The organism is Streptomyces sp. NBC_00433 (assembly GCA_036015235.1).
Classification (GTDB): Bacteria; Actinomycetota; Actinomycetes; order Streptomycetales; family Streptomycetaceae; genus Actinacidiphila.
Map to the genome: position 1 here is coordinate 5,351,677 of CP107926.1, position 23,424 is coordinate 5,375,100.

The window sequence follows — 23,424 nt, forward strand, 5'->3', positions numbered from 1 at the left end:
CCATGAGGGTGTTCTCCTGGGCGCGGTGCTCGGGCTTGTGCTGGGGGGAAGTTCAAGGGGAAGCCACTCCAAGGAGTGATGGGTCGGCCTTAAGGATGACTGGTTCGCGGGGGCGAACTAGGGTGCCGCGGAGGCGCACTGCGGGACATTGCGGCAATCAGCCGTACGGCCATTGCGATGTCGGTGGGCGGTGCGACAGTGGGGGGAGGCCGTCACCGGGGCGGTCGCCACAGCGCAGGGGGTGAGCCGCCCGATGGCTGGAGAAGCAGGCGAGGCAGTGGCGCGGACCCGCGCGCTGGCGGTGCTGCGGATTCGCGGGGCCGCGCTCGGAGTCGTGCTGGTGCCGGCCGCCGTCGCGGTGGTGCTGCAAGTGGCCGGGGCGACCGGGCGGATCGGCGGCGGGGCCTGGGACGGCGTGCGGTGGGGGCTGACGGGCGTCGCGCTCGTCGTGCTCGCCGTCGCGGCCGCGGTCGCCGCGGTGATCGTGAAGGCGCGGCCGGCGGTCAGCCCCGCGGTGCCGGTCTCGGAGGGCGCGGCCCCCGATCTGCACCGGATGGTGCGGGAGCTGGCCGAGAAAATGCGGGTCCCGCTCCCCTCGGGGATAGAGCTGACGCCCGACTGCGACAGCTGGCTCGAGGACCGCAGGCCCGCCCCGGGCGGGACGGAGCGCAGGCCCGCGCCCGTGCTGGTGATCGGCTCGCCCTTCCTGTGGTGGATGCGGGTCGCCGAGCTGCGGGCGCTGCTGGCCCCGGTCGTCGCCGGCACCGGCGCCGCCGCCGACCCTGAGATATACGCGGCCCGGCGCTTCGTCCGCGGGCTCGACGCGGCCGTCGGTGTGGCCACCCACGGCAGGCAGCGGCGTTCGGTGCTGCTGCGGCCTGCGTACGGCTTCCTCGCGTGGGCCGCCCGGCTCATGCTGCGCGGGTGCAGCGCGCATGTCGCCGAGATGGAGCGGGGCGTGGCCGCGTCCGCGTCCGAGCGGGCGCAGGCCGTCGACTACGGGCTGCGGATCGTCGCCCAGGAGCAGGTCGGGCTCGCCTACGCGGGATGGGACCGGCTGCTGACCCGGGTCGCGCTGCCCGCCTGGCGGATGGGCCGCTGGCCGTCCCGGCTGGACGCCGGCGTGGTCGCCGCCCTGACCGAGCTGTCGCGCCGCGACCGGCTCGCCGACGGCTTCGAGACCAGGCTCGGCGAGCGGCCGGCCTGCGACCTGCTCGAAGAGCCGGGCATCGTCGACGAGGCCGTGTCGCTGCTCGCGGCCCGCCTCTTCCACGGCGGCCCGCGCCGGACCGGGCCTGACTGGGCGCCGGTCAGTTGGGCGCGCTATCCCGAGGAAGTCGTGGACCGCATCTGGCGGGCGGAGGCCACCCGGCTGATACGGGTGCTCGACGAGGTCCGGCCGGGCGCCCGCTCCCGGCCCGCCGCGGTGGTGGACGACGGCGGGTCGCCGCTGCCCGACGCCGAGGCCGCGCCCGCGGTGGGCGCGCGAGGGCGCGGGCTGCTGCTCGGCGGGCGTACGGTCCGCCGCACGGCGGCCGAGCGGGGCGGGGTCCCGGTGCTGCGGGACGAGCCGGGGCGGGCCACGCTGGCCCGGGTCATCGACCGGCTCGCGGCCGGGGGCAGCGAGGAATTGGCGGCGCGGATCGGGGCGCTGGTCGCCCAGGACGAGGCGCCGCCCTCCGGCCCGGGATCCGGCGCGGACCCCGCCCCGGGCGGCGGGTCGGCCGCGGACATACCGACGCCGGTCTATCAGCTGCTGCCGCCCCGGACGGGGCGCGAGCTGCTCGCCGACCATGTCACCGCGATGGTGTGCTGTGCCGCCGTCGACACGGCCGGCGCCGGCGCCGGGCTCGACTGGCTCGACGGCCCCGCTCTCGTCGTAGACGGCGCTCGCCGCAGTGACCTGGGCTGGCCCGTCCTCCGTCTCGTCGAGAACGGGGACGCGGCGCCCTTGCGGGCGTGGCTCTCGGCGATCGGCGTCCGGGCCGAGGTCTCAGTCCGGTTGGCCTAGCCCCTACGGGCGCGCCACTCCCTGAGGGGTGCTGCTACGGACTCCACGGTGCCGCTGCGTTGTGGTTGAGCGCTCCGTTCTCCCCCCAGAGCTTCGCCTGGGGGTGCCCCCACGCGCCCGTGAGTGGGTGGCCCCTGCCGTGGGCGTTCGCGCTTGCGGTGCGCTGTGGCTGGGCGCGCGGCTCCCCGCGCCCCTGGGGTGGTGGCTGTCCGTTGCTGCACGGCGCTGCGTTGTGGTTGAGCGCTCCGTTCTCCCCCCAGAGCTTCGCCTGGGGGCCCCCACGCGCCCGTGAGTGGGTGCCCCTTGCGGTGGGCTTTCGCACGTGCGGTGCGTTGTGGCCGGGCGATCCGGCGGGAGGGCGCCCGGGTGGCTGGAAAAGGAGCCCCGCGGTAGCGGATCGGTGCATATTTTCACCACGAACCGTGACAGCCGGGCCGCATTCTGTGATGTGCTTGGTTCGTACCGCACCATTGCCCCGTCGTGCGCGGCGGGTGGGGCGGTGGGGACGGAGGGGATGGGTAATGGCGGCGGATCAGATCAGGCGGTGGGAGTCCGGGGCGCTGGCGCACGGGGTGTCGGATCCGTTCGGGCAGGGGCCGTTGCCGTGGCTGCGGGGGGAGCCGGAGTATCTGGGGGACGACGGGCAGGTCGTGCCCTGGTACGTGGACCTGGCCGCGAGCAGCGGGGAGACGCCTCGGCGGTCGCATCTGCCGGGGCCGCGGACCGCGGACGACGTGCGGCGGCAGATCAAGGGGTTCGCGTCGGCGGGGGCGGTGTCGCCGGGGGAGGCGATCGACTTCCGGATCACCGTGGACCCGCCGCAGGAGTTCACCGTCGACGTCTACCGCATCGGGCACTACGGGGGTGACGGCGCTTCGCAGGTCAGTGCGAGCCCCCGGCTGTCGGGGATCGCCCAGTCGGCGCCGCTGGCCGCGGGAAAGACGATTTCCTGCCACCACTGGTGGCAGTCCTGGCGGTTGCAGATCCCGCCGCACTGGCGCACCGGCGCCTACGTCGCGGTGCTGACCACCGTCGACGGCTACCGCAGCCACGTGCCGTTCACCGTGCGGGACCCGGCGGCCCGCGCCGACCTGCTCCTGCTGCTGCCCGACGTGACCTGGCAGGCGTACAACCTGTATCCCGAGGACGGCAGGACCGGCGCCAGCCTCTATCACGCGTGGGACGGGGCGGGCCGGCTGCTCGGGGAGGAGGAGGCGGCCGGGACGGTGTCCTTCGACCGGCCCTACGCCGGTGCGGGCCTGCCGCTGCACATCGGTCACGCCTACGACTTCGTGCGGTTCGCCGAGCGCTACGGCTACGACCTGGCCTATGCCGACGCCCGCGACCTGCACGCCGGCCGGGTCGACCCGTCGCTCTACTGCGGCATGGTCTTCCCCGGCCACGACGAGTACTGGTCGGCGCCGATGCGCAGGGCCGTCGAGTCCGCCCGCGACATGGGCACGTCGCTGGTCTTCCTGTCCGCCAACACCATGTACTGGCAGGTCGAGTTGGCGGCCTCGCCGGCCGGAGACCCCGACCGGCTGCTGAGCTGCCGCAAGCCGCGCGGCGGCACGCGGGGCCGCGGCAGCCTGTGGCGCGACCTCGGCGAGCCCGAGCAGCTGGTGCTGGGCGTGCAGTACGCGGGCCGGGTCCCGCAGCCGGCACCGCTGGTGGTGCGCAATGCCGGCCACTGGCTGTGGGAGGCGACGGGCGCGGGCGAGGGCGACATGGTGGAGGGCCTGGTGGCGGGGGAGGCGGACCGTTACTTCCCGCGTACGGCGCTGCCCGAGTCCACCGAGCGCATCCTGCTCGCGCACTCGCCTTACGAGGCGGCGGACGGCCGCCGCTGCCACCAGGAGACGTCGCTCTACCGCTCGCCCAGCGGCGCGTACGTCTTCGCGTCCGGCACCTTCGCCTGGTCGCCCGCGCTCGACCGGCCCGGCCATGTGGACCAGCGCATCCAGCGCGCGACGGCCAACCTGCTGGACCGTATCTGCAAGCACGGCTGACCGGGCCCGGCCGCAACAGGGCCGGCCCGGCCGCAACAGGGCCGGGACGGGCGGAGAAGGGTCGGGACGGGCGGAGAAGGGCCGGGACCCGCCGCGCCCCGCGCGCACCGCATCCTCCCCGGTGAGCGAGAATCAGGGGCTGAACCACCGATTGGGGAGGACGACCGATGCCCGGATTCGTCGACAAACCGGAGCCGGTGCAGGTGCCCGGACTGGACCATCTGCACACCGGGAAGGTGCGCGAGCTGTACCGCAACGCCGCCGGCGACCTGGTGATGGTGGCCAGCGACCGCACCTCGGCGTACGACTGGGTGCTGCCTACCGACATTCCCGACAAGGGCCGGGTGCTCACCCAGCTGTCGCTGTGGTGGTTCGAGCAGCTCGCCGGCCTGGTGCCGAACCATGTCATCTCGACCGAGGTGCCCGAGGGCGCCCCCGCGGACTGGGCGGGCCGGACGATGGTGTGCAGGTCGCTGCGGATGGTGCCGGTGGAGTGTGTGGCCCGCGGCTATCTGACCGGCTCGGGCCTGCTCGAATACGACGAATACCGCACCGTGTGCGGCCTCGCGCTGCCCGAGGGCCTGGTCGACGGCTCGGAGCTGCCGGCGCCGATCTTCACCCCGGCGACGAAGGCCGCGGTCGGCGAGCACGACGAGAACGTGCCGTACGAGGAGGTGGCCCGCCAGGTCGGCGCCGAGACGGCCACGATGCTGCGGCAGGTGACGCTGGCGGTCTACGGCAGGGCGCGCGACATCGCCAGGGAGCGCGGGCTGATCCTGGCGGACACGAAGTTCGAGTTCGGGCACGACGAGCAGGGCGCGCTGGTCATCGCCGACGAGGTGCTGACGCCCGACTCGTCCCGCTACTGGCCGGCCGACCTGTGGGAGCCGGGGCACGCGCAGCCGTCCTTCGACAAGCAGTTCATTCGCGACTGGCTGACCTCGGACGCCTCCGGCTGGGACCGCTCGGGCGACACCCCGCCGCCGGAGCTGCCCGCCGAGGTCGTCGAGCAGTCCAGGGCGCGCTATGTCGAGGCGTACGAGCGGCTGACCGGCACCTCCTGGTCGTAGCCCCACCGCCGCCGGCCGCGGAAACACGAAGGCCCCGGTTCGGGTGAACCGGGGCCTTCGCCTGACTGGAGCGGACGACGAGATTCGAACTCGCGACCCTCACCTTGGCAAGGTGATGCTCTACCAACTGAGCCACGTCCGCAGGTCGTGCACATACTGTACCCGATCGGCTCAGCGGCCAGGAAACGGGTATCCCGAGCCGGGCCGCGGGCTTCCCCGAACGCGTACGGCGAAGGCCCCGGTTCGGGTGAACCGGGGCCTTCGTCTGACTGGAGCGGACGACGAGATTCGAACTCGCGACCCTCACCTTGGCAAGGTGATGCTCTACCAACTGAGCCACGTCCGCAGGTCGTACAGATCACTCTACCCGATGCGCCGCATGTCAATGACCGATGGATGACGATCACAGACCGCAGCGCTTTCGCGTACGCGATCGGAGCGGGCGACAGGAATTGCACACTGCGCCTCCCCCCTGGAAGGGGGGCGCTCTACTACTGAGCTACACCCGCATGATGTCCGCTGACCTGGCCTTTCGGTCCTGCCCTCGGCGTGCTCCACACACTAGCGGACAGGTGGGGGTGGCTGTCCAGTCGACTCCCGCCGGCCGTGTCGCGCCCTGCGGGCCGGACGCGGCGGGGCGCGGCCGGCCCGGCGGGGAGCCGGCCGCACACCCCAACTGCCCTGCGCTCAGCCCGCCTTGTTGAACGCCTCGTAGACCTTCTTGGGAATACGGCCGCGAGCCGGCACCTCGAATCCGTTGGACTGGGCCCAGGCCCGCACGGTCGCCGGGGTGGGTGCGATCGGGGTGCGCTTGTAGGCGCGGCCGGAAAGAGTGCGGCGGCGGCCGGCTTCGACGTAGGGCGCCAGCTCGTGACGCAGTTTGTCCGCGTTCTCGGACGAGAGGTCGATCTCGTACCACTGCCCGTCGACGCCGAATGCGATCGTTTCCGCGGCCTCGCCGCCGTCGAGATCATCGGCGAGGGTGACCAGTACGCGTTGCGCCATGGGAATCGGTCCTTTCGTGCGCCGTCGGTTTGCCCGTGCGACAACCGGCCGGTGTCGCCGGGGCCGTCACCGGGCCGTGCCGCCGGGCAGGTGCGGCCCGGTGCGGTACGGGTCCGGCCCGGCTGGGGTGTCGCGGGCGCGCCGACGCGCAGGTGTCGACAAATGTGCATTCAGGGCGGTGCTTGTGCGGTGTCACGGAGGTGTCACGGAATGGGATGGCAGATGTTACTGATAATTCCCGGCCGTGCGTCATCCCAAGCCTGTACGCCATCGGGACCCTATGATTTTCCGCCGGGTTTCCCCAGGCATTTTGACAGCCGATACATAAACGTGATGCATGATCTGACGCTGATCGGACGGGAAGACCATATCTACTCGCGTAGAATTTCACACCGGGTACGCTGGAGGGACCTCACGCACCACACCACCGGGAGTGCCAGTGGCACGCGTCGTAGTCGACGTCATGCTCAAGCCGGAGATCCTCGACCCCCAGGGCCAGGCGGTACAGCGCGCGCTGCCGCGCCTCGGCTTCGGCGGGATCTCCGACGTCCGCCAGGGAAAGCGCTTTGAACTCGAGGTCGAGGGGCCGGTCGACGACGCCGCCCTCGCCCGCATTCGGGAGATGGCGGAAACCTTTCTCGCCAACACAGTGATCGAAGACTTCGACGTAAAGGTCGAGTCGTGACTGCCCGCATTGGCGTCGTCACATTTCCCGGCACGCTGGACGACCGCGACACGCAGCGGGCGATCGGCATCGCCGGGGCCGAAGCCGTACCGCTGTGGCACCGCGACAAGGACCTCAAGCAGGTCGACGCGGTCGTTCTGCCGGGCGGCTTCTCCTACGGCGACTATCTGCGGGCCGGCGCGATCTCGCGCTTCTCCCCGGTGATGGGCACGCTTATCGAGCAGGCGCGCGCGGGAATGCCGGTGCTCGGCATCTGCAACGGATTCCAGGTGCTGTGCGAAGCGCATCTGCTGCCCGGCGCGATGCTCAGGAACACCGGGCTCCACTTCGTGTGCCGCGACCAGAAGCTGCGGGTCGAGACCGCGGACACCGCCTGGACCTCGGATTACGCGCCCGGCCAGCAGATTTCCATCCCGCTGAAGAACATCGACGGCCGCTACACCGCCGACGAGCGCACCCTGGACGAGCTGGAGGCCGAGGGCCGCGTCGCCTTCCGCTACAGCGACGTGAACCCCAACGGGTCGCTGCGCGACATCGCCGGCATCACCAACGCGGCGGGCAACATCGTCGGCCTCATGCCGCACCCCGAGCACGCCGTGGAGTCGCTCATCGGCACCGGCGGCACCGACGGCCTGGCGTTCTTCACCTCGGTCATCAAGAAGTTGGTCAACGCATGAGCCTGGACACGGTCAAGCACTCCGCCGAGACGCCCGACGCGGCGCAGCCCTGGAAGGAACTCGGCCTCAAGGAGGACGAGTACGCGCGGATCAGGGAGATCCTGGGCCGCCGCCCCACCGGCGCCGAGCTGGCGATGTACTCGGTCATGTGGTCCGAGCACTGCTCGTACAAGTCGAGCAAGGTGCACCTCAAGCAGTTCGGCGACAAGGCACCGCAGACCGACGCCCTGCTGGTCGGCATCGGTGAGAACGCCGGTGTGGTGGACGTCGGACAGGGCTACGCGGTCACCTTCAAGATCGAGTCGCACAACCACCCCTCGTACATCGAGCCCTACCAGGGCGCGGCCACCGGCGTCGGCGGCATCGTGCGCGACATCCTGGCGATGGGCGCGCGGCCGGTCGCGGTCATGGACCCGCTGCGCTTCGGCGCCGCCGACCACCCCGACACCAAGCGCGTGCTGCCCGGCGTCGTGGCCGGCGTCGGCGGCTACGGCAACTGCCTGGGCCTGCCCAACATCGGCGGCGAGGTTGTCTTCGACCCCTGCTACCAGGGAAACCCGCTGGTCAACGCGCTGTGCGTGGGCGTCATGAAGCACGAGGACATCCACCTCGCCAAGGCGTCCGGCGCCGGCAACAAGGTGATCCTCTACGGCGCCAGGACCGGCGGCGACGGCATCGGCGGCGTCTCGGTGCTGGCCAGCGAGACCTTCGACTCGACCGGCCCCTCCCGGCGGCCCGCCGTCCAGGTCGGCGACCCCTTCCAGGAGAAGCTGCTCATCGAGTGCACCCTGGAGATCTTCCGCGAGCAGCTCGTCGCGGGCATCCAGGACCTCGGCGGGGCCGGACTGTCCTGCGCCACCTCCGAGCTGGCCTCGGCCGGCTCCGGCGGCATGCGCGTCGAGCTGGACACCGTGCCGCTGCGCGACGCGACGCTCTCGCCCGAGGAGATCCTCATGAGCGAGTCGCAGGAGCGGATGTGCGCGATCGTCGAGCCCGACAAGGTCGAGCGCTTCCTGGCGATCTGCGAGAAGTGGGACGTCATCGCCACCGTCATCGGTGAGGTCACCGAGGGCACCCGGCTGGAGATCTACTGGCACGGCGAGCAGATCGTCGATGTGCCGCCGCGGTCCGTCGCCCACGAGGGCCCCACCTACCACCGCCCCTACGCCCGCCCCGACTGGCAGGACGCGCTCCAGGCCGACGACGCCGGAAAGCTGGCGCGGCCGGTGACCGGCGAGGAGCTGCGCGAGCAGGTGCTCGCGCTGGTCGGCTCGCCCAACCAGGCGTCCAAGGCGTGGGTCACCGACCAGTACGACCGCTTCGTGCAGGGCAACACGGTGCTGGCGCAGCCCGAGGACTCCGGTGTCGTACGCATCGACGCCGACACCGACCTGGGCGTCGCCATCGCCACCGACGGCAACGGGCGCTACGCCAAGCTCGACCCCTACGCGGGCGCGCAGCTCGCGCTGGCCGAGGCGTACCGCAATGTCGCCGCGACCGGCGCCAAGCCGCTGGCGGTCTCGGACTGCCTGAACTTCGGGTCGCCCGAGGACCCGGCGGTGATGTGGCAGTTCGCCGAGGCCACCCGCGGCCTGGCCGACGGCTGCCTCGCCCTCGGCACACCCGTGACCGGCGGCAATGTCTCGCTCTACAACCAGACCGGCGACGCCGCCATCCACCCGACCCCGGTGGTCGCCGTGCTCGGCGTGATCGACGACGTCAACCGGCGGACTCCGATGGCCTTCGCCGAGCAGGGCCAGCTCATCCTGCTGCTCGGTGAGACCCGCGAGGAATTCGGCGGCTCGGCCTGGTCGCAGGTCGTCCACGACCACCTCGGCGGGCTGCCGCCCGCGGTGGACCTGGAGCGCGAGAAGCTGCTCGCCGAGATCCTCATCTCCGGCTCGCGCGACGGCATGATCGACGCCGCGCACGACCTGTCCGACGGCGGCCTGATCCAGGCGGTGACCGAGTCCTGCCTGCGCGGCGGCAACGGTGCCCGGCTGGTCGTCCCCGACGGCCTCGACGCCTTCACCTTCCTCTTCTCCGAGTCCGCGGGCCGCGCCGTCGTCGCCGTCCCCCGCTCGGAAGAGCTGCGCTTCACCGACATGTGCGGTGCGCGCGGACTGCCGGTCACCCGGATCGGCGTGATCGACGGTGACGCGGTGGAGGTCCAGGGCGAGTTCGCGATCCCGCTGGCCGAGCTGGGCGCGGTCCACGAGGCGACGATCCCGGGGCTGCTGGCCTGATCTCCCGCGGTACGCGGCGGCGCCCGGTTCGACGGGCGCCGCCGCGTACTGGTCTGCGGGCGGGGTGCGCCCGGTGCGGTCGCCCCGCCGCGTAAGCGTTTCAGTCGCGGAGTGCCGCCGTGTACGCCCCCCGGTGCGTGGCCAGCCAGGCCTGCATGCGGTCCCAGCGCGCCCAGCCGCCGTACTCGGCGAAGGCCTCGACATACGCCCGGTCGCCGTTCGCGATCCGGCGCTCGACGAAGGTGCGGCCCGCCGCCGTGGCCTGCTCGATCACCGCGGGCAGCGCGGCGCGCTCGGCCGGCCTCAGCCCGTACGCCTCGGCCAGCAGCCGCAGTCGCGCGCACTGGTCGAGCCCGGCCGGATACTGGCGGGCGGCCGAGACCGGGTCGAGCATCGGCACCCAGTAGCGGGCCGCCATCGCCACGTCCCACAGCGGCCGTCCGGGCGCGGCCAGGTCGAAGTCGATCAGCGCGACCGCCTCGCCGCCGCGGAAGACGACGTTCTCCGGGCACACATCGTTGTGGCACAGCGCGGGACCGCCCTCGGGGTCGGCCAGCGCCCGGTCCCAGTCCGCACCAGGGTCGAAGCCGACGCCCGCGCCCGCGTCGTGCAGCCGCCGCAGCAGCCGGCCCACCGAGCGCAGGGCGTCGTCCGCCATCACCCACCCGGGGAAGGGCGGCAGCGCCACGTCCCCGTCGACGTACGTCAGTTGCTCCCGCCCGCCGTCCCCGTCGAGACCGACCGCGCCGGGCGCCCCGTCGAAGCCGCGCGCCCGCAGCCCGGACAGATACGCGTGCACGCCCGCCGCGTTGCGCGACGCGGGCCGGTCCACGACCCCGTCCCGCCGGAAGACCCCGCCCGCGTTGGCCATCCCCCCGGCGAGCCGCTCACCGTCCGGTGTCGCTGTCATCTCCCTCAACCACTGTCGCGAGAAGGTCGATGACTACTCTGCCATGGGCATCCCGCATGACGTGCTCATCGACCCTCGCGACGGCACCGGCATCGTCCACTCCCTCCCCGGCTACCCGCAGCGCACGCCGTCCGTCTTCGGCGACACCGTCAGCGTCGGCCCGTGGAAGCTCGACACCAGCGTCCTGCAGACCTACGCGCCGCCCTGCACGGCGACAGGCGGTGTGGCAACGGAGCGCCGGGCGGAAGCTGAGGGGGCCTGAGGGCTGTCCCGTAATCCGCGGTGGACCAGCGCGCGGCGTCAGACGCGGTACATCGCAAGGCGAAGGGTCGCCCTCGTACCGGGTCGTGTTCGGGCGAGCCCGACAACGCGGCGAGGTGCCGTAGCTGTCGTCGCGCGCCCGCCGGGGATTAACGGGACAGCCCTCAGGGCCGATAACCGGTGGCCAGGGTGGTTGGGGGGCTGGTTGGGTGCGGGCATGACGCTGGGAATGCCGGACGGCTACGAGATATCCACCGATCCCGCGCGGCTCGATGCCGCGCTGATCCACGAGTGGCTGACGCTGGACGCGTACTGGGCCCTCGGGGTGACGCGGGAGAAGCAGGACGCCGCCGTCGCGGGGTCGCTCAACTTCGGGGTCTACGACAGCGCGTCCGGCGCGCAGCTCGCCTACGCGCGGGTCATCACCGACCGCGCCACCTTCGCGTGGCTCTGCGACGTCTACGTCGCTCCCGCCGCCCGCGGGAAGGGGATCGGGACCGGGCTGGTCGCCGCCGTGCGCGAGCACCTCGCACCGTACGGGCTGCGCCGCGTCATGCTGGCCACGGCCGACGCGCACGCGGTCTACGCGAAGGTCGGCTTCGAGCCGCTCGCCGAGCTGGGGAAGTGGATGGTGCTCGGCAGGCAGTGAAGCCGGCCCGGCGCTACGTGGCGCTGAGGATGCGCCAGGCGACGACCCCGCGGTTCGCGGCCGCGCCGCCCACGAAGGCGCTGATCGCCCCGGTGAAGGGGAATCCCGCGGCCTTGCCGCCGCAACCGACCCTCTGGCGCGGCGCGTCGGCGGTCATCCGCACGACGATCTCACCGTTGCCCGAGCACGCGATCTGGAGGAGCTGCCGTCCCGGCTTCGTGTCGTCGACACCCGACGCGGGCTCCGAGGCCCAGAAGTGGCCGGAAGTGGCCGCGGCATCGGTGAAGCCCGCGGGGATCCACTCGTCGACCAGCGCCAGGGCGGGCTGCACCGCCTCGTCCATGTCGCGCTCGGCGGGCGCCGTGCTGCGCTGAACTGTGGGCTTCCTGCTCGGTGGAGGCGAGGGCGATGTGCTCGACGGGCCGGAGCACGCGAGCAACGCGAGCAGCGGTACGGCGGCGAGCGGCAGCGCCGCGCAGCGCCGGGCTGCACCGCTGCGGTGATGTGCGGATGTCATGGTGATCCCCCCTGCGGCGAGGCTAGCCGAGCCCGGCCGCCTTTCCTGTGGAAGCCGCAGGACTTGAGGAAGACGTGAGCCCGGGAGGGGGCGTCCACGCCGCGCTCATCGCCCCGCGCATAGCGGGCCGCCGGCCCGCGGAGGCGGACGGCGGTCAGGCGTAGGCCTCGTGTGCCGGCACGTCCCGCATCGAGCGGATCGGTGAGGCCAGCAGGATCAGGCCGGGCAGCAGGGTCGCACCCGCGAGGATCAGCAGTGTCGGGCGCAGGCCGAGCCAGGTGGCCAGGCCGCCCGCGGCGAGGGGGCCGAGGAAGCGCAGCCCCTGGGCGAGGAAGCGGTTGGTCGCCGTCATCCGGCCGAGCATGTCCGGCGGGCAGACCAGTTGGCGTACCGACGTCGTCGCGGTCAGGGCGACCATGCCCGTCGCGGTCAGCGAGGTGAAGGCCAGCGCCACGATCCACTGCCCGGCGTGGCCGCGGGCGACCAGCGGGGTGACCGTCTCCAGCGGCGCCGACAGGAAGGTGCCCAGCACCATGGCCCCGCTCATCCCGACCCGGTCGATGACCCGCCGCGCGGCGATGCTGCCGAGGACGCCGCCGATCAGGCTCAGCCCGTAGACCAGCCCGGCGACGCGGACGCTCCAGTGCAGCACGGTGATGACGTACAGCAGCCAGAAGGCGTTGACGCCGGCGAGCAGGAAGGTCGTGACGGCGTCGGCGAGGGCCAGCGCGCGCAGCAGCGGGTGGCGCAGCACCAGCCGCAGCCCCGCGCGGATCTCCGTACGCAGCCGCGCCCCGGCCGCCCGCGGCTCCGGCTTCGGCTCCCGGAAGCGCATCAGCGCCAGCGTCCCGGCGCTGAGCACGTACGACCCGGCGTCGATCCCGACCGCCCGCGCCGCCCCGAGCACCCCGACCAGGAAGCCGCCCGCGCTCGGCCCGGCCATCTCGGCGATCCCGCGCGCGGTGTTCATCCTGCCGGTGGCCTCGACCAGCCGTTCCCGCCCCACCAGCAGCAGCGGCAGCGACGCGGCGGCGGCGTCGAAGACCACGGTCAGCGAGCCGACGACGACGGCGACGGCGTAGAGCTGCGCGAGGGTGACGTGCCCGACGGCGGGCGCGAGCGGTATCGACCCCATCGCGACCGCGCACCCGACCGCGCACCCGATCATCAGCGGCCGCCGCCGCACCCGGTCCACCACCGCCCCGGCCGGCAGGGACACGACCAGCACCGGCAGCGCCCCCGCCGCACCGAGCGCGGCCACCTCGAAGGCCGACGCGTGCAGCGTGACGATCGCGACCAGCGGCAGCGCGAGCCAACTCACCTGCGACCCGAGCTGGTCGACCGTCTGCCCGCTCCACAGCAGCACGAAGTCCCGCTGCTTCCACAGATTCCCGCCCGGGGTCGGCATCCGGCCGAGTTTACGGACGGACCGCGGTCCGCACCCACCGCTTTTCGGGATTCCGGGGCCTCGCGCGGTGACGGCGACGGCAGGACGACAATGAGGCGGTGACCGCTGAACGGCCCTGGCCCCCCTCCATCGCAGGCGAGCGCGAGACGCTGCGCGGCTTCCTCGACCACCACCGGGCGACGCTCGCCGTGAAGTGCGAAGGCCTGACGGACGAGGACTTGAGGCGGCAGTCCGTACCGCCGTCGACGCTCAGCCTGCTCGGCCTCGTACGGCACATGGCCGAGGTCGAACGCGCCTGGTTCCGCCGGGTCGTCGGCGGCGAGGACATCCCGCTCGTCTGGTCGGACGCGATGGACTTCCAAGTCGCCTACGACGCGGCCGACTCCACCCGCGCGGAGGCCTTCCCCGCCTGGCAGGCCGAGGTCGAGCACGCCCGCCGCATCGAGGCGGCGGCCCGCGACCTGGACGTGGTCGTCCACAACTCCCGCGGCGAGGAGGACCTCTCGCTGCGGACGGTCATGCTCCACGTCATCCTCGAATACGGCCGCCACAACGGCCATGCCGACCTCCTCCGCGAGGCGATCGACGGCACGGTCGGCGAGTAGCCGCGCCAGGCACGGCGCCATCTCCCGGGCGACCGCCCGCATCCCACCGGCCCCGCCGCCCCGCCGGGACCCGGCAGCGGCGGCTACGCTCGGTTTCCGGACGCAGAAGCGTGTCCAACCGTCGAGTGTGATCATCCGGTCACGGTCGGTTCCATGATCCGACAGGGCGAGGAACCGAGCGTGAAGATCCGGACACAGGGAGGTACAGGGTGACCGCTGTGGACGACCGGCCGCAGGCACAGGATCACGCGCAGATGCTGCCGGAGACCTTCGAAGAGCTCGCGTTCGTCGCAGAGCGCGAGGACGAGGGGCTCCGCCTGGAATTTCTCGGCGGCAAGTTGGGGGTCAAGGCTGCGCCGGACGGGCTTCACAGCGAGATCATCCTGTGGCTTCAACGGATCTGCATGCAGCAGAGCCCCGACCTCGGCCTGCACTCGGACCGCGGGCTCGTGGTCGAGACGTACCGGAAGGGTCGTGCGCGTCCGGACGGGACGTTGGCGCCGATCGGCCACTTCGTCGGCGCCGGCGAGTGGGCCGAGCCGGACGGTGTGCTCATGACCGTCGAAGTCACGTCGTTCGACAGTGACACGACGCAGCGGGACCGCGTCGACAAGCCGCGCGCCTACGCCGAGGCCGGCATCCCCGTGTTCCTGCTCATCGACCGTGACGCCGGCGAGATCACCGTCCACAGCGAGCCCGGCAACGGCGCCTACCAGATGAGGGTCACCGTCCCCTTCGGGAAGGCCGTCTCCCTCCCCGCCCCCGTCGGCATCGAGCTGGACACCGCCCAACTCCTCACCTGGGCCACGGCCCAGAAGGACTGACGCCCGCGCCAAGACGCTTGAGCGCCGGGACGCCCGCGTCAAATGGCTCGCGCGCACCGCGCGGCCTTCCTATATTCCGGGCATGCCCGAGATCCAGTTGCTCCGTCCAGGCCACGCCCCGGCGCTGCTCGCCTTCGAGCGGGAGAACCGGGCCTACTTCGCCGCGTCCATCCCCGACCGGGGGGACGACTACTTCGCCCGGTTCGACGAGCGGATGCGGGCGCTGCTCGCCGAACAGGACGACGGGGTCTGCTACTTCCATGTCGTCGTCGGCGACGCGGGCGAGGTGCTGGGGCGGGTCAACCTCATGGACGTGGAGGAGGGGTCCGCCGAGCTGGGGTACCGGATCGCCGAGCGGGCGGCCGGGGCGGGGCTGGCCACCTGGGCGGTAAGGGAGTTGTGCGGGATCGCCGCCAACAGCTACGGGCTGAGCGGGCTGCGTGCGGGGACCACCCTCGACAACGCGGCGTCGCGGGCGGTGCTGGCGCGTACGGGGTTCCGCGTCGTCGGGGAGCGGGAGTTCTCCGGTCGGCCCGGACTGATGTTCACCCGCGGCCTCGCGGAATTCACCGGGCGGCCGGGTGCGGCGGACGCCGGTTGGCGACGGTCACCCGCGCCCCTTGAGTACCTCCCGTCCCGACGGCATGCTGGGTCCGCCGCGCCGCGGCAGGCACGGACCATGCCGGAGACATCCGGTGACCGAAAGGGACAACGATGACTTCCTCATCCCCGTTCAACCGCCGTACCCTGCTGCGCGGATCGCTGGCCGCAGCCGCCGGCGTCGCCCTGGGGCCGGTGCTGCTCTCCCGCTCGGCCTACGCCTACTCCTGGTCGCGCACCCTCTCGCAGGGCATGACCGGCGCCGACGTCACCGAACTCCAGATCCGCGTCGCCGGCTGGCCCACCAGCAGCCCCGGCCACACGCGGGTGGCCCTCGACGGGGACTTCGGCCCCGGCACCGCCGCCGCGGTACGCCTCTTCCAGTCGGCTTACGGCCTGTCGTCGGACGGCGTCGTCGGCCCCGCCACGCAGGCGCAGCTCAACGCCCTCCAGCAGTCGGACGGTTCGACCGCGCACTTCGACTTCAGCGAGTTCACCGACCGCGTGAGCGGCACCTTCAACGGCGGCAAGGTCAGCGCGGCCGCCGCCAAGGAGAACGCCCGCCGCGCGATGTACAAGCTCGAAGCCCTCCGCAAGAAGCTGGGCAATGTCCCCATCACCGTCAACTCCGGCTTCCGCAGCATCGCGCACAATGCCGACGTCGGCGGCGCGAGCGACAGCATGCACCTCTACGGCACGGCCGCCGACCTCGACGTGCCGGGCGTCGCGAACAAGACCGTCTACCAGAAGGCCGAGACCTGCGGCTTCTCCGGCCTGGAGACCTACAACGAGGACCACCAGCACGTCGACAGCCGGGCGGACCTGGGCCGCGCCTGGTGGTGGGAGAACGGCACCGTCTGACGCCGAGGGCTTCCCCCGGCGCACTGGGGTGGGCCGCGGCCCCCGCCGGCTCACCCCAGCAGCGTGACCCCCGCCACCATCGCCGCGGCCCCCGCCGCCGCCAGGGCGCTCAGGACGGCCAAGCCGCATCCGTAGCCCCGCCGGTCGCGGGCGATGTCGAAGGCGAAGACGGACGGGTCGGCGGGGGAGTAATGGACGGGGACGTCGGCACCGATCGTGTGGGGGGTGGGGCGGCCGGCGGAGCGCGGGCTCACCGCGGTGACGACGCGGCCGTCGGCCGTGGTGAAGGTCATGACGGGGATGTACCGCGTGTGGGTGTGGCCGTCGTCGTCGCGGTGGGTGGAGTGGAGGGAGGCCACCACCCGGGCGCGGGCCTCCTCCGCGGTGGACAGCAGGGCCTTGCGGCGGCGGGCCTGGCGGCTGCCGGCGGCGATGGCCCAGGTCATCAGGGCGGTGACGAGGGCGCCGACGCCGAGGGGCACCCAGCCGGCGTCGGTCCTGGCCAGGCGGACGACCAGGCCGCCCCACGCGAGGCAGGCGGCCGCGACCGGGCGGGCCAGTTCGCCCTGGCGTCCGGTGCCGTTCACGACGCGGAATCTGTACGGTTCGCCGGCCGGGAAGCGTACGGTGACCGGGCGGCCGGTCCAGGCCGCGTCGAGCGTGCCGTTGCGGTTGCCGGTGGTCGGCAGGAGCAGTGCCTCGCCGGTGGACGGGTTCTGGAAGGCGATCACCGCCGGGACGCCGCTGGAGATGTCGGAGCCCGACTCGCGGGGTGCCTCCACCCGCTCCACCCGCGCCGCCACCCGGACCGTGCGGGACGACCGCGGGCGGGCGTAGCGCCACGCGCCGAGCGCCGCGGCCAGGGCCCATGCCACGGCCCACACCGTGACCACTGTGTCGAACACCGTCCGACCACCCCCTCTTTCCAGCCGGGACGGCTGCCCGCCGAGGATGGTTGCACGCGGCCGGAACCCGCGGCCCGAACAGACATGGACGGCTCCGCATCGCCGGTGCGAGCATCGGGACGGTGGCCACAGACGACACCGCACCGATCCGCCGTCAGAGGGACTTCCTGCTCCTGTGGGGCGGGCAGACCGTCAGCGAGGTCGGGTCGCAGATATCCGTGCTGGCGCTGCCCCTGGTGGCCGTCGTGGTGCTGAAGGCCAGTGCCTTCCAGGTGGGACTGCTGTCCGCGGCGGCGACCTGCGCGTATCTGCTGGTGGCGCTGCCCGCGGGGGCCGTGGTGGACCGGGTCGCGAAGCGGCGGCTGATGATCGGGTGCGATCTCGGGCTGCTCCTTGTCGTCGGCTCGGTGCCGGTCGCACACGCGGCGGGGGTGCTGAGCCTGGGGCAGCTCTACGGGGTCGCGCTGGCGTCCGGCGTGCTGTCCGTCTTCTTCTCGGTCGCCTACCAGGCCTATCTGCCGACGCTGCTGGACCGCAAGCAGCTCATGGACGGCAACGGCAAGCTCGCCGCCTCGCAGTCGGCCGCGCAGATCGCCGGGCCGGGAGCGGGGGCGGGGCTGGTCACCGCGGTCGGGGCCGCGGCGGCGATGACCGCGGACGCGCTGTCCTTCGCCTTCTCGGCCGCCGCGCTCACCGCGATCCGCGCCCGGGAGCCGCGCAAGGCCGAGCCCGGCCCCAGGACCAGCCTGCGGGCGCAGATCGGCGCGGGCCTGGCACACGTCGTCAGGGACCCGATCCTGCGCAACGGGGTGGCCTTCAACGGCACCGCCAACTTCTTCGTGATCATGGTGGAGACCCTCGGCCCGGTCTTCCTCGTCCGCACCCTGCACCTGCGTCCCGGCCTTGTCGGGCTGCTGCTCGCGCTGGGCGCGGCCGGCGGGGTCGCGGGCGGGGTGGCGGCCAAGTCGCTGGCCCGGCGGGTGGGTTCGGCGCGGATCAGCTGGGTCGCGATGACCGTGCTGTCGCTCCCCGGGCTGCTGATCCCGCTGGCCGGGCACGGCTGGGCGGTGCTGCTCTTCGGGGCGGGCTGGATCTCCTGGACCTTCGCCTCCACCGTCACCGGCATCTCGCTGGTCAGCTACCGGCAGGCGACCTGCCCGCCCGAGCTGCTCGGCCGGGTCGGCGCGGCGGCCCGCTGGATCACCTGGGGCACCCTGCCGCTCGGCGGGATCACCGGCGGGGCGCTCGCGTCCGCGCTCGGCGTCCGCACCACCTTGTGGATCGCGGTGGTCGGCGGCTGCTGCGCGGGCCTGTGGCTGTTCTTCTCGCCGCTGCGCCGCATGCGGGACATCCCGCTCGGGCGGCCCGCGGGACCGGCGTTGGCCGCGGGGGCGGCCTGACGGCCCGCGGGTGTCCGTGGTTGGCTGTCCGGACGCACGACCGTCCGCGGACCGTCCACGCAAGGCCCGCGGACACCGAGGGCGGAGGACCGCCGGCCGCGGACAGTCCGCGGACACGGAGGGCCGGAGCCCGCAGACGCACACCGGACCCGAGCGAGGACAGCACATGTACGAGTACAAGGTCGTCTCCTTCCGTGAATCGCTGATCGGCGACGCGCTCGACGGCGACAAGCTGGAGAAGACCCTCAACAAGCACGCCGCCGACGGCTGGGCCCTGAAGTCCATCACCGCGGCCGACGTGAAGGGCCGTATAGGCCCCGGTGCCGTCGAGGGCCTGCTCCTCACCTTCGAGCGCCCCCGCCAGGGCTGACGGGACAGCCCTTAGGCTCGCGGTATGCCTCCTGCCAGCCGCCGCCGCGCGCGGACGTACGACCCCGACCGGACCTGGGACGCGCTCGTCGCGCAGGCGGGTCATGTACGGGACGCCGTACGGGGGTTGCCGGCGGAGGCGTACGGCGGGCCCAGCGGGCTGCCCGGCTGGGACGTACGGCTGCTGGTCGCGCACATCGTGCGGCAGGTGGACGCGCTCGGGGTGCTGCTGGCCGAGCCGGAGCCGGCGCCCGGGGGGAAGCCGACCGGCCTTGACGAATGGACGCAGTCGACCGGGCCGATCGCCGACCGGCTGGACGCCTCCACGCGGGTGACAGAGCAGGCGATGGAGGACCCGGTGGCCGCGATCGAGGCCGCGGCGGACGGGCTCGCCGGGCTGCGGGGCGAGGCGCTGCGGCCCGGGAGGCTGCTCCCCGAGCCCTTCGGCGGGATGCGGGCGCTGGACTTCACGGTGACCCGGCTGGTGGAGCTGGTCGTGCACAGCGACGACCTGGCCCGCGCGACGGGCCGCGAGGCGGTGCTCGACCGGCAGGCGGTGGCCGCGGTGGTGCGGGTGCTGGCGGACGCGCTCGCCGCGAAGGCGCCGGGCAACGCGGTGGAGGTACGGGTGCCGCCCTACGCGGCGGTGCAGTGCGTGGAGGGCCCGCGGCACACCCGCGGCACCCCGCCGAACGTGGTGGAGACCGACCCGCTGACCTGGATCCGGCTCGCCACCGGGCGCACGGGCTGGGCCGAGGCGCTGGACGCGGCCGCCGTCGCGGCCAGCGGGGAGCGCGCGGACCTGGGTCCGTACCTGCCGGTCATGCGCTGACACCCGGGGCACACGGCGACATGATCGTCATTCATTCCCCGACCGCTGTGCCCGCATATGCCCCGCAATAGACATGGCGTATTTGCGCCGGTAATGCCCATCGGTATATGCGGTGCCCGCCGGCTTTTCTAGGATTCCCGCAACGGGACCAGCTGGAATGCCGAATTCCGGCTCATGATTCCGTTCAGGAAACGCGCCCGCCGGAACCCCCGTACCGGCGGGCGTTTCCCTGCCCCCGCGGCTCCCGGCGTGCTCCCCGCAGCGACGGTTTCCGGCCATCCGCCGGCACGCCGGCGCATGGCCGGGCGTGGCCGCCCTAAGCTGCGGACGCAACAGTCGGCCGGGCGCAATCCCCTTACCGGCCGACCAGCCCGCTCTCTGGGGGGCACGTCACACCCCCGTGTCCCCCATGGAGCTACGCGCATAGAAACGCTGATCGGGCACGTCCGGGGCACGTCCCTCGTTCGGCCGACGGGCGATCCTGCCCTAGACTCGGTGATGTGCCTCGTGGTGACGGACGACTCAGCCACGACCTACTCCCCGGCGAGAAAGGCCCCCAGGACGCGTGTGGCGTCTTCGGTGTCTGGGCCCCCGGCGAAGAGGTCGCCAAGCTCACCTATTTCGGGCTGTACGCCCTGCAGCACCGCGGACAGGAGTCCGCGGGCATCGCAGTGAGCAACGGCTCCCAGATTCTGGTCTTCAAGGACATGGGCCTGGTTTCCCAGGTCTTCGACGAGACCTCCCTCGGCTCGCTGATCGGCCATATCGCCGTCGGCCACGCCCGCTACTCGACCACCGGCGCCTCGGTGTGGGAGAACGCGCAGCCGACCTTCCGCGCGACCGCCCACGGCTCCATCGCCCTGGGTCACAACGGCAACCTGGTCAACACGGCCGAGCTGGCCGAGATGGTCGCCGACATGCCGCGGACCCCCGGCCGTACCACCAGGGTCGCCGCGACCAACGACACCGACCTGATCACCGCGCTGCTCGCCGGGCAGACCGACGCCGAGGGCAACCCGCTGTCGGTCGAGCAGGCCGCGCACCAGGTGCTGCCGAAGATCAAGGGCGCCTTCAGCCTCGTCTACATGGACGAGCACACCCTCTACGCGGCCCGCGACCCGCAGGGCATCCGCCCGCTGGTGCTCGGCCGCCTGGAGCGCGGCTGGGTCGTCGCCTCCGAGAGCGCCGCCCTCGACATCTGCGGCGCCAGCTTCGTCCGGGAGATCGAGCCCGGCGAGCTGATCGCGATCGACGAGCAGGGGCTGCGCACGTCCCGCTTCGCCGAGGCACGCCCCAAGGGCTGCGTGTTCGAATACGTCTACCTGGCGCGTCCCGACACCGACATCGCGGGCCGCAACGTCTACCTCTCCCGGGTCGAGATGGGCCGCCGCCTCGCCAAGGAGGCGCCGGTCGAGGCCGACCTGGTGATACCCACCCCGGAGTCCGGCACCCCGGCCGCGGTGGGATACGCCGAGGCCAGCGGCATTCCGTACGGCTCAGGACTGGTCAAGAACAGCTATGTCGGCCGGACCTTCATCCAGCCGTCGCAGACCATCAGGCAGCTCGGCATCAGGCTCAAGCTCAACCCGCTCAAGGAAGTCATCCGCGGCAAGCGGCTGGTCGTCGTCGACGACTCGATCGTCCGCGGCAACACGCAGCGCGCCCTGGTGCGGATGCTGCGCGAGGCGGGCGCCGCCGAGGTGCACGTACGGATCTCCTCGCCGCCGGTGAAGTGGCCCTGCTTCTTCGGCATCGACTTCGCCACCCGCGCCGAGCTGATCGCCAACGGCATGACCGTCGAGGAGATCGGCACCTCGCTGGGCGCCGACTCGCTCGCGTACATCTCGCTCGACGCCATGGTCGAGGCGACCACGATCGCCAAGCCCAACCTGTGCCGCGCCTGCTTCGACGGCGAGTACCCCATGGACCTGCCCGACCCCGAGCTGCTGGGCAAGCAGCTGCTCGAAGTCGAGCTGGCGGGCGGCGCCGACGCCGCCGACGCCCTGCGCAGGCCGTGACCCTCCGCCGCCCCGCATTCCGACACGCCCGACACGAAAGTGCCAGCAATGCCTGAGACAACCGGAAGAACCGGCGCCAGCTACGCCGCCGCGGGCGTCGACATCGAGGCCGGCGACCGTGCCGTGACCCTGATGAAGGAGTGGGTGCGCAAGGCCACCCGCCCCGAGGTGGTCGGCGGGATCGGCGGCTTCGCGGGCCTCTTCGACGCCTCCGCGCTCAAGCGCTACGAGCGGCCGCTGCTGGCCTCCGCGACCGACGGCGTCGGCACCAAGGTGGACATCGCCCGCCGCATGGGCGTCTACGACACCATCGGGCACGACCTGGTGGGCATGGTCGTGGACGACCTGGTGGTCTGCGGGGCCGAGCCGCTGTTCATGACCGACTACATCTGCGTCGGCAAGGTCTACCCCGAACGGGTCGCCGCCATCGTCAAGGGCATCGCCGAGGGCTGCGTGCTGGCCGGCTGCGCCCTGGTCGGCGGGGAGACCGCCGAGCACCCCGGGCTGCTGGGCCCCGACGACTTCGACGTCGCCGGCGCGGGCACCGGCGTGGTCGAGGCCGACCGGCTGCTGGGCGCCGACCGCATCCGTACGGGTGACGCGGTCATCGCGATCGAGTCCTCCGGGCTTCACTCCAACGGGTACAGCCTGGTCCGCCATGTGCTCTTCGACCGGGCCGGCTGGGAGCTGGACCGGGAGGTCCCGGAGCTGGGCAGGACGCTCGGCGAGGAACTGCTCGAGCCGACCAGGATCTACTCGCTGGACTGCCTGGCCCTGACCCGCACCGCCGAGGTGCACGCCTTCTCGCACATCACCGGCGGCGGCCTGGCCAACAACCTGGCCCGGGTCGTCCCGGACGGCCTGCGCGCCACCGTGGACCGTACGACCTGGGCGCCGGCCCCGATCTTCGGCCTGGTCGGCGCGGCCGGACAGGTCGAGCGCGCCGAGCTGGAGAAGACGCTGAACATGGGCGTCGGCATGATCGCGGTGGTGCCGCAGGAGTCGGTCGAGGTGGCGCTGGCCACGCTGGCCGACCGCGGCACCGAGGCCTGGGTCGCGGGCGAGGTCACGGCACGCGAGAGCGGCGCAGCCGCCGTGGAGCTGGTCGGTGACTACGCCGGCTGACCCGGCGGGCCTGCGGATGCCCGAGCGTACGGACGGCCAGGTGGCCGGAACCGTGCGCTCGACCGCCCGCGCCGGGGCACGACTAAACCCGGTCCGGGGCTGGCGCCCCCGGCCGGGTCAGCGTGTGTGGTGTCCTCGCTGCGTCAAGCGCGACGACGCTGTGACGAGGGCGAGGAGTCGGACGACTGGTCGTCCTCGTCTTCGTCGTCGTCGTTGTACCGATCCGCGTACTGGGCGTACGGGTCGTCGTCGTCCAACTCGTCGTCATCGTCCTCGACAGGCTCCGGATTAACCGGCCTCGACGGCGATGCGCCCAGCTCGTCGGCCAGACGTGAGAGATCCGTACCGCCGCTGTTGTACTTCAGCTGGCGGGCGACCTTCGTCTGCTTGGCCTTGGCCCGGCCGCGCCCCATGGCTCGACCCCCTTAACGGCGGGG

The 23,424-nt window shown here is 72.6% G+C and carries 22 protein-coding genes, 3 tRNA genes and 1 pseudogene; 17 read left to right on the forward strand and 9 right to left on the reverse strand.

Annotated elements, in window-relative coordinates; all coding sequences use genetic code 11:
* Positions 1-253: 253 nt before the first annotated feature.
* The 3 genes from OG900_22985 (at position 254) to OG900_22995 (ending at position 5,090) form a co-directional block, all read left to right on the forward strand.
* On the forward strand, positions 254-2,011 hold the full coding sequence (locus tag OG900_22985) for a hypothetical protein (GenBank protein WUH92692.1): 1,758 nt from the start codon (positions 254-256) through the stop codon (positions 2,009-2,011).
* A 521-nt stretch (positions 2,012-2,532) separates the two neighbouring features.
* Entirely contained in the window at positions 2,533-4,020 is a 1,488-nt protein-coding gene (locus tag OG900_22990) for a phosphoribosylamine--glycine ligase (GenBank protein WUH92693.1), read from the forward strand.
* 167 nt (positions 4,021-4,187) lie between these two features.
* Positions 4,188-5,090 (forward strand): phosphoribosylaminoimidazolesuccinocarboxamide synthase, encoded by a 903-nt coding sequence (locus OG900_22995; GenBank protein ID WUH92694.1) that lies wholly within the window; start codon positions 4,188-4,190, stop codon positions 5,088-5,090.
* A 66-nt stretch (positions 5,091-5,156) separates the two neighbouring features.
* Here the strand turns inward: OG900_22995 and OG900_23000 are convergent.
* From OG900_23000 to OG900_23015, 4 genes are all read right to left on the reverse strand, one after another.
* A tRNA-Gly gene (locus OG900_23000) sits at positions 5,157-5,232 on the reverse strand.
* A 128-nt stretch (positions 5,233-5,360) separates the two neighbouring features.
* Positions 5,361-5,436: transfer RNA gene (locus OG900_23005), tRNA-Gly, on the reverse strand.
* 91 nt (positions 5,437-5,527) lie between these two features.
* A tRNA-Gly gene (locus OG900_23010) sits at positions 5,528-5,599 on the reverse strand.
* A gap of 178 nt (positions 5,600-5,777) precedes the next feature.
* Positions 5,778-6,095 (reverse strand): Lsr2 family protein, encoded by a 318-nt coding sequence (locus OG900_23015; GenBank protein WUH92695.1) that lies wholly within the window; start codon positions 6,093-6,095, stop codon positions 5,778-5,780.
* A 439-nt stretch (positions 6,096-6,534) separates the two neighbouring features.
* Between OG900_23015 and purS the strand changes: the two genes are divergently transcribed.
* The 3 genes from purS to purL are packed head-to-tail and all read left to right on the forward strand — an operon-like array spanning position 6,535 to position 9,703.
* On the forward strand, positions 6,535-6,780 hold the full coding sequence (gene purS / locus OG900_23020; GenBank protein WUH92696.1) for a phosphoribosylformylglycinamidine synthase subunit PurS: 246 nt from the start codon (positions 6,535-6,537) through the stop codon (positions 6,778-6,780).
* The gene (purQ, locus tag OG900_23025) at positions 6,777-7,457 is read left to right on the forward strand and encodes a phosphoribosylformylglycinamidine synthase subunit PurQ (protein WUH92697.1); all 681 of its coding nucleotides are present in this window, start codon (positions 6,777-6,779) and stop codon (positions 7,455-7,457) included. Before purS ends, purQ begins: the two co-directional genes overlap by 4 nt.
* Entirely contained in the window at positions 7,454-9,703 is a 2,250-nt protein-coding gene (gene purL, locus OG900_23030) for a phosphoribosylformylglycinamidine synthase subunit PurL (GenBank protein ID WUH92698.1), read from the forward strand. The genes purQ and purL overlap by 4 nt, the downstream gene beginning before the upstream one ends.
* A 100-nt stretch (positions 9,704-9,803) precedes the next feature.
* Here the strand turns inward: purL and OG900_23035 are convergent, their stop codons facing one another.
* Positions 9,804-10,613: a phosphotransferase gene (locus OG900_23035; GenBank protein ID WUH92699.1), complete on the reverse strand. Its 810-nt coding sequence runs from the start codon at positions 10,611-10,613 to the stop codon at positions 9,804-9,806.
* A gap of 43 nt (positions 10,614-10,656) precedes the next feature.
* Between OG900_23035 and OG900_23040 the strand changes: the two genes are divergently transcribed.
* Together OG900_23040 and OG900_23045 are read left to right on the forward strand one after the other, a co-directional pair.
* Complete coding sequence (locus tag OG900_23040; protein ID WUH92700.1) at positions 10,657-10,875, forward strand: hypothetical protein; 219 nt, start codon at positions 10,657-10,659, stop codon at positions 10,873-10,875.
* Between the two features lie 216 nt (positions 10,876-11,091).
* Entirely contained in the window at positions 11,092-11,523 is a 432-nt protein-coding gene (locus tag OG900_23045) for a GNAT family N-acetyltransferase (GenBank protein ID WUH92701.1), read from the forward strand.
* 13 nt (positions 11,524-11,536) lie between these two features.
* Here the strand turns inward: OG900_23045 and OG900_23050 are convergent, their stop codons facing one another.
* Both OG900_23050 and OG900_23055 read right to left on the reverse strand, forming a co-directional pair.
* Positions 11,537-12,040 carry a hypothetical protein gene (locus OG900_23050; protein WUH92702.1) on the reverse strand — a complete coding sequence of 168 codons (504 nt, stop codon included), beginning with the start codon at positions 12,038-12,040 and terminating at the stop codon, positions 11,537-11,539.
* Positions 12,041-12,194: 154 nt separating this feature from the next.
* Positions 12,195-13,448, reverse strand: a complete 1,254-nt coding sequence (locus OG900_23055) for an MFS transporter (protein ID WUH92703.1) — start codon at positions 13,446-13,448, stop codon at positions 12,195-12,197.
* A 98-nt stretch (positions 13,449-13,546) separates the two neighbouring features.
* Between OG900_23055 and OG900_23060 the strand changes: the two genes are divergently transcribed.
* From OG900_23060 to OG900_23075, 4 genes and pseudogenes are all read left to right on the forward strand, one after another.
* On the forward strand, positions 13,547-14,053 hold the full coding sequence (locus tag OG900_23060; GenBank protein WUH92704.1) for a DinB family protein: 507 nt from the start codon (positions 13,547-13,549) through the stop codon (positions 14,051-14,053).
* Positions 14,054-14,307: 254 nt separating this feature from the next.
* Positions 14,308-14,877, forward strand: coding sequence for a Uma2 family endonuclease (locus OG900_23065; protein WUH95882.1), 570 nt, complete (start codon positions 14,308-14,310; stop codon positions 14,875-14,877).
* 82 nt (positions 14,878-14,959) lie between these two features.
* A pseudogene (locus OG900_23070) lies at positions 14,960-15,436 on the forward strand (GNAT family N-acetyltransferase).
* 155 nt (positions 15,437-15,591) lie between these two features.
* On the forward strand, positions 15,592-16,338 hold the full coding sequence (locus tag OG900_23075) for a D-Ala-D-Ala carboxypeptidase family metallohydrolase (GenBank protein ID WUH92705.1): 747 nt from the start codon (positions 15,592-15,594) through the stop codon (positions 16,336-16,338).
* Between the two features lie 50 nt (positions 16,339-16,388).
* Here OG900_23075 and OG900_23080 read toward each other — a convergent pair whose 3' ends face one another.
* The gene (locus tag OG900_23080) at positions 16,389-17,243 is read right to left on the reverse strand and encodes a DUF3592 domain-containing protein (GenBank protein ID WUH92706.1); all 855 of its coding nucleotides are present in this window, start codon (positions 17,241-17,243) and stop codon (positions 16,389-16,391) included.
* Between the two features lie 122 nt (positions 17,244-17,365).
* Here OG900_23080 and OG900_23085 point away from each other — a divergent pair, with 122 nt between their 5' ends.
* The 5 genes from OG900_23085 (at position 17,366) to purM (ending at position 22,987) form a co-directional block, all read left to right on the forward strand.
* Positions 17,366-18,643, forward strand: a complete 1,278-nt coding sequence (locus OG900_23085; protein ID WUH92707.1) for an MFS transporter — start codon at positions 17,366-17,368, stop codon at positions 18,641-18,643.
* Between the two features lie 166 nt (positions 18,644-18,809).
* A complete protein-coding gene (locus OG900_23090; GenBank protein WUH92708.1) occupies positions 18,810-19,013 on the forward strand; it encodes a DUF4177 domain-containing protein in 204 nt (67 codons plus the stop codon).
* Between the two features lie 24 nt (positions 19,014-19,037).
* Positions 19,038-19,844 carry a maleylpyruvate isomerase family mycothiol-dependent enzyme gene (locus OG900_23095; protein WUH92709.1) on the forward strand — a complete coding sequence of 269 codons (807 nt, stop codon included), beginning with the start codon at positions 19,038-19,040 and terminating at the stop codon, positions 19,842-19,844.
* Positions 19,845-20,344: 500 nt separating this feature from the next.
* Positions 20,345-21,862, forward strand: a complete 1,518-nt coding sequence (gene purF / locus OG900_23100) for an amidophosphoribosyltransferase (protein ID WUH92710.1) — start codon at positions 20,345-20,347, stop codon at positions 21,860-21,862.
* A gap of 48 nt (positions 21,863-21,910) precedes the next feature.
* Positions 21,911-22,987 (forward strand): phosphoribosylformylglycinamidine cyclo-ligase, encoded by a 1,077-nt coding sequence (gene purM / locus OG900_23105; protein WUH92711.1) that lies wholly within the window; start codon positions 21,911-21,913, stop codon positions 22,985-22,987.
* Positions 22,988-23,130: 143 nt separating this feature from the next.
* On the opposite strand, the gene OG900_23110 is transcribed toward purM, so the two are convergent.
* Positions 23,131-23,400, reverse strand: a complete 270-nt coding sequence (locus tag OG900_23110; protein WUH92712.1) for a DUF3073 domain-containing protein — start codon at positions 23,398-23,400, stop codon at positions 23,131-23,133.
* Positions 23,401-23,424: the final 24 nt, after the last annotated feature.

Excerpts from the sequence above, each read along its gene's own strand:
- OG900_22985 (WUH92692.1), top strand. The coding sequence starts at position 254 with ATGGCTGGAGAAGCAGGCGAGGCAGTGGCGCGGACCCGCGCGCTGGCG.
- OG900_22990 (WUH92693.1), top strand. The coding sequence starts at position 2,533 with ATGGCGGCGGATCAGATCAGGCGGTGGGAGTCCGGGGCGCTGGCGCAC.
- OG900_22995 (WUH92694.1), top strand. The coding sequence starts at position 4,188 with ATGCCCGGATTCGTCGACAAACCGGAGCCGGTGCAGGTGCCCGGACTG.
- OG900_23015 (WUH92695.1), bottom strand. The coding sequence starts at position 6,095 with ATGGCGCAACGCGTACTGGTCACCCTCGCCGATGATCTCGACGGCGGC.
- purL (WUH92698.1), top strand. The coding sequence starts at position 7,454 with ATGAGCCTGGACACGGTCAAGCACTCCGCCGAGACGCCCGACGCGGCG.
- OG900_23035 (WUH92699.1), bottom strand. The coding sequence starts at position 10,613 with ATGACAGCGACACCGGACGGTGAGCGGCTCGCCGGGGGGATGGCCAAC.
- OG900_23040 (WUH92700.1), top strand. The coding sequence starts at position 10,657 with ATGGGCATCCCGCATGACGTGCTCATCGACCCTCGCGACGGCACCGGC.
- OG900_23045 (WUH92701.1), top strand. The coding sequence starts at position 11,092 with ATGACGCTGGGAATGCCGGACGGCTACGAGATATCCACCGATCCCGCG.
- OG900_23050 (WUH92702.1), bottom strand. The coding sequence starts at position 12,040 with ATGACATCCGCACATCACCGCAGCGGTGCAGCCCGGCGCTGCGCGGCG.
- OG900_23055 (WUH92703.1), bottom strand. The coding sequence starts at position 13,448 with ATGCCGACCCCGGGCGGGAATCTGTGGAAGCAGCGGGACTTCGTGCTG.
- OG900_23065 (WUH95882.1), top strand. The coding sequence starts at position 14,308 with ATGCTGCCGGAGACCTTCGAAGAGCTCGCGTTCGTCGCAGAGCGCGAG.
- OG900_23075 (WUH92705.1), top strand. The coding sequence starts at position 15,592 with ATGACTTCCTCATCCCCGTTCAACCGCCGTACCCTGCTGCGCGGATCG.
- OG900_23090 (WUH92708.1), top strand. The coding sequence starts at position 18,810 with ATGTACGAGTACAAGGTCGTCTCCTTCCGTGAATCGCTGATCGGCGAC.
- OG900_23095 (WUH92709.1), top strand. The coding sequence starts at position 19,038 with ATGCCTCCTGCCAGCCGCCGCCGCGCGCGGACGTACGACCCCGACCGG.
- purM (WUH92711.1), top strand. The coding sequence starts at position 21,911 with ATGCCTGAGACAACCGGAAGAACCGGCGCCAGCTACGCCGCCGCGGGC.
- OG900_23110 (WUH92712.1), bottom strand. The coding sequence starts at position 23,400 with ATGGGGCGCGGCCGGGCCAAGGCCAAGCAGACGAAGGTCGCCCGCCAG.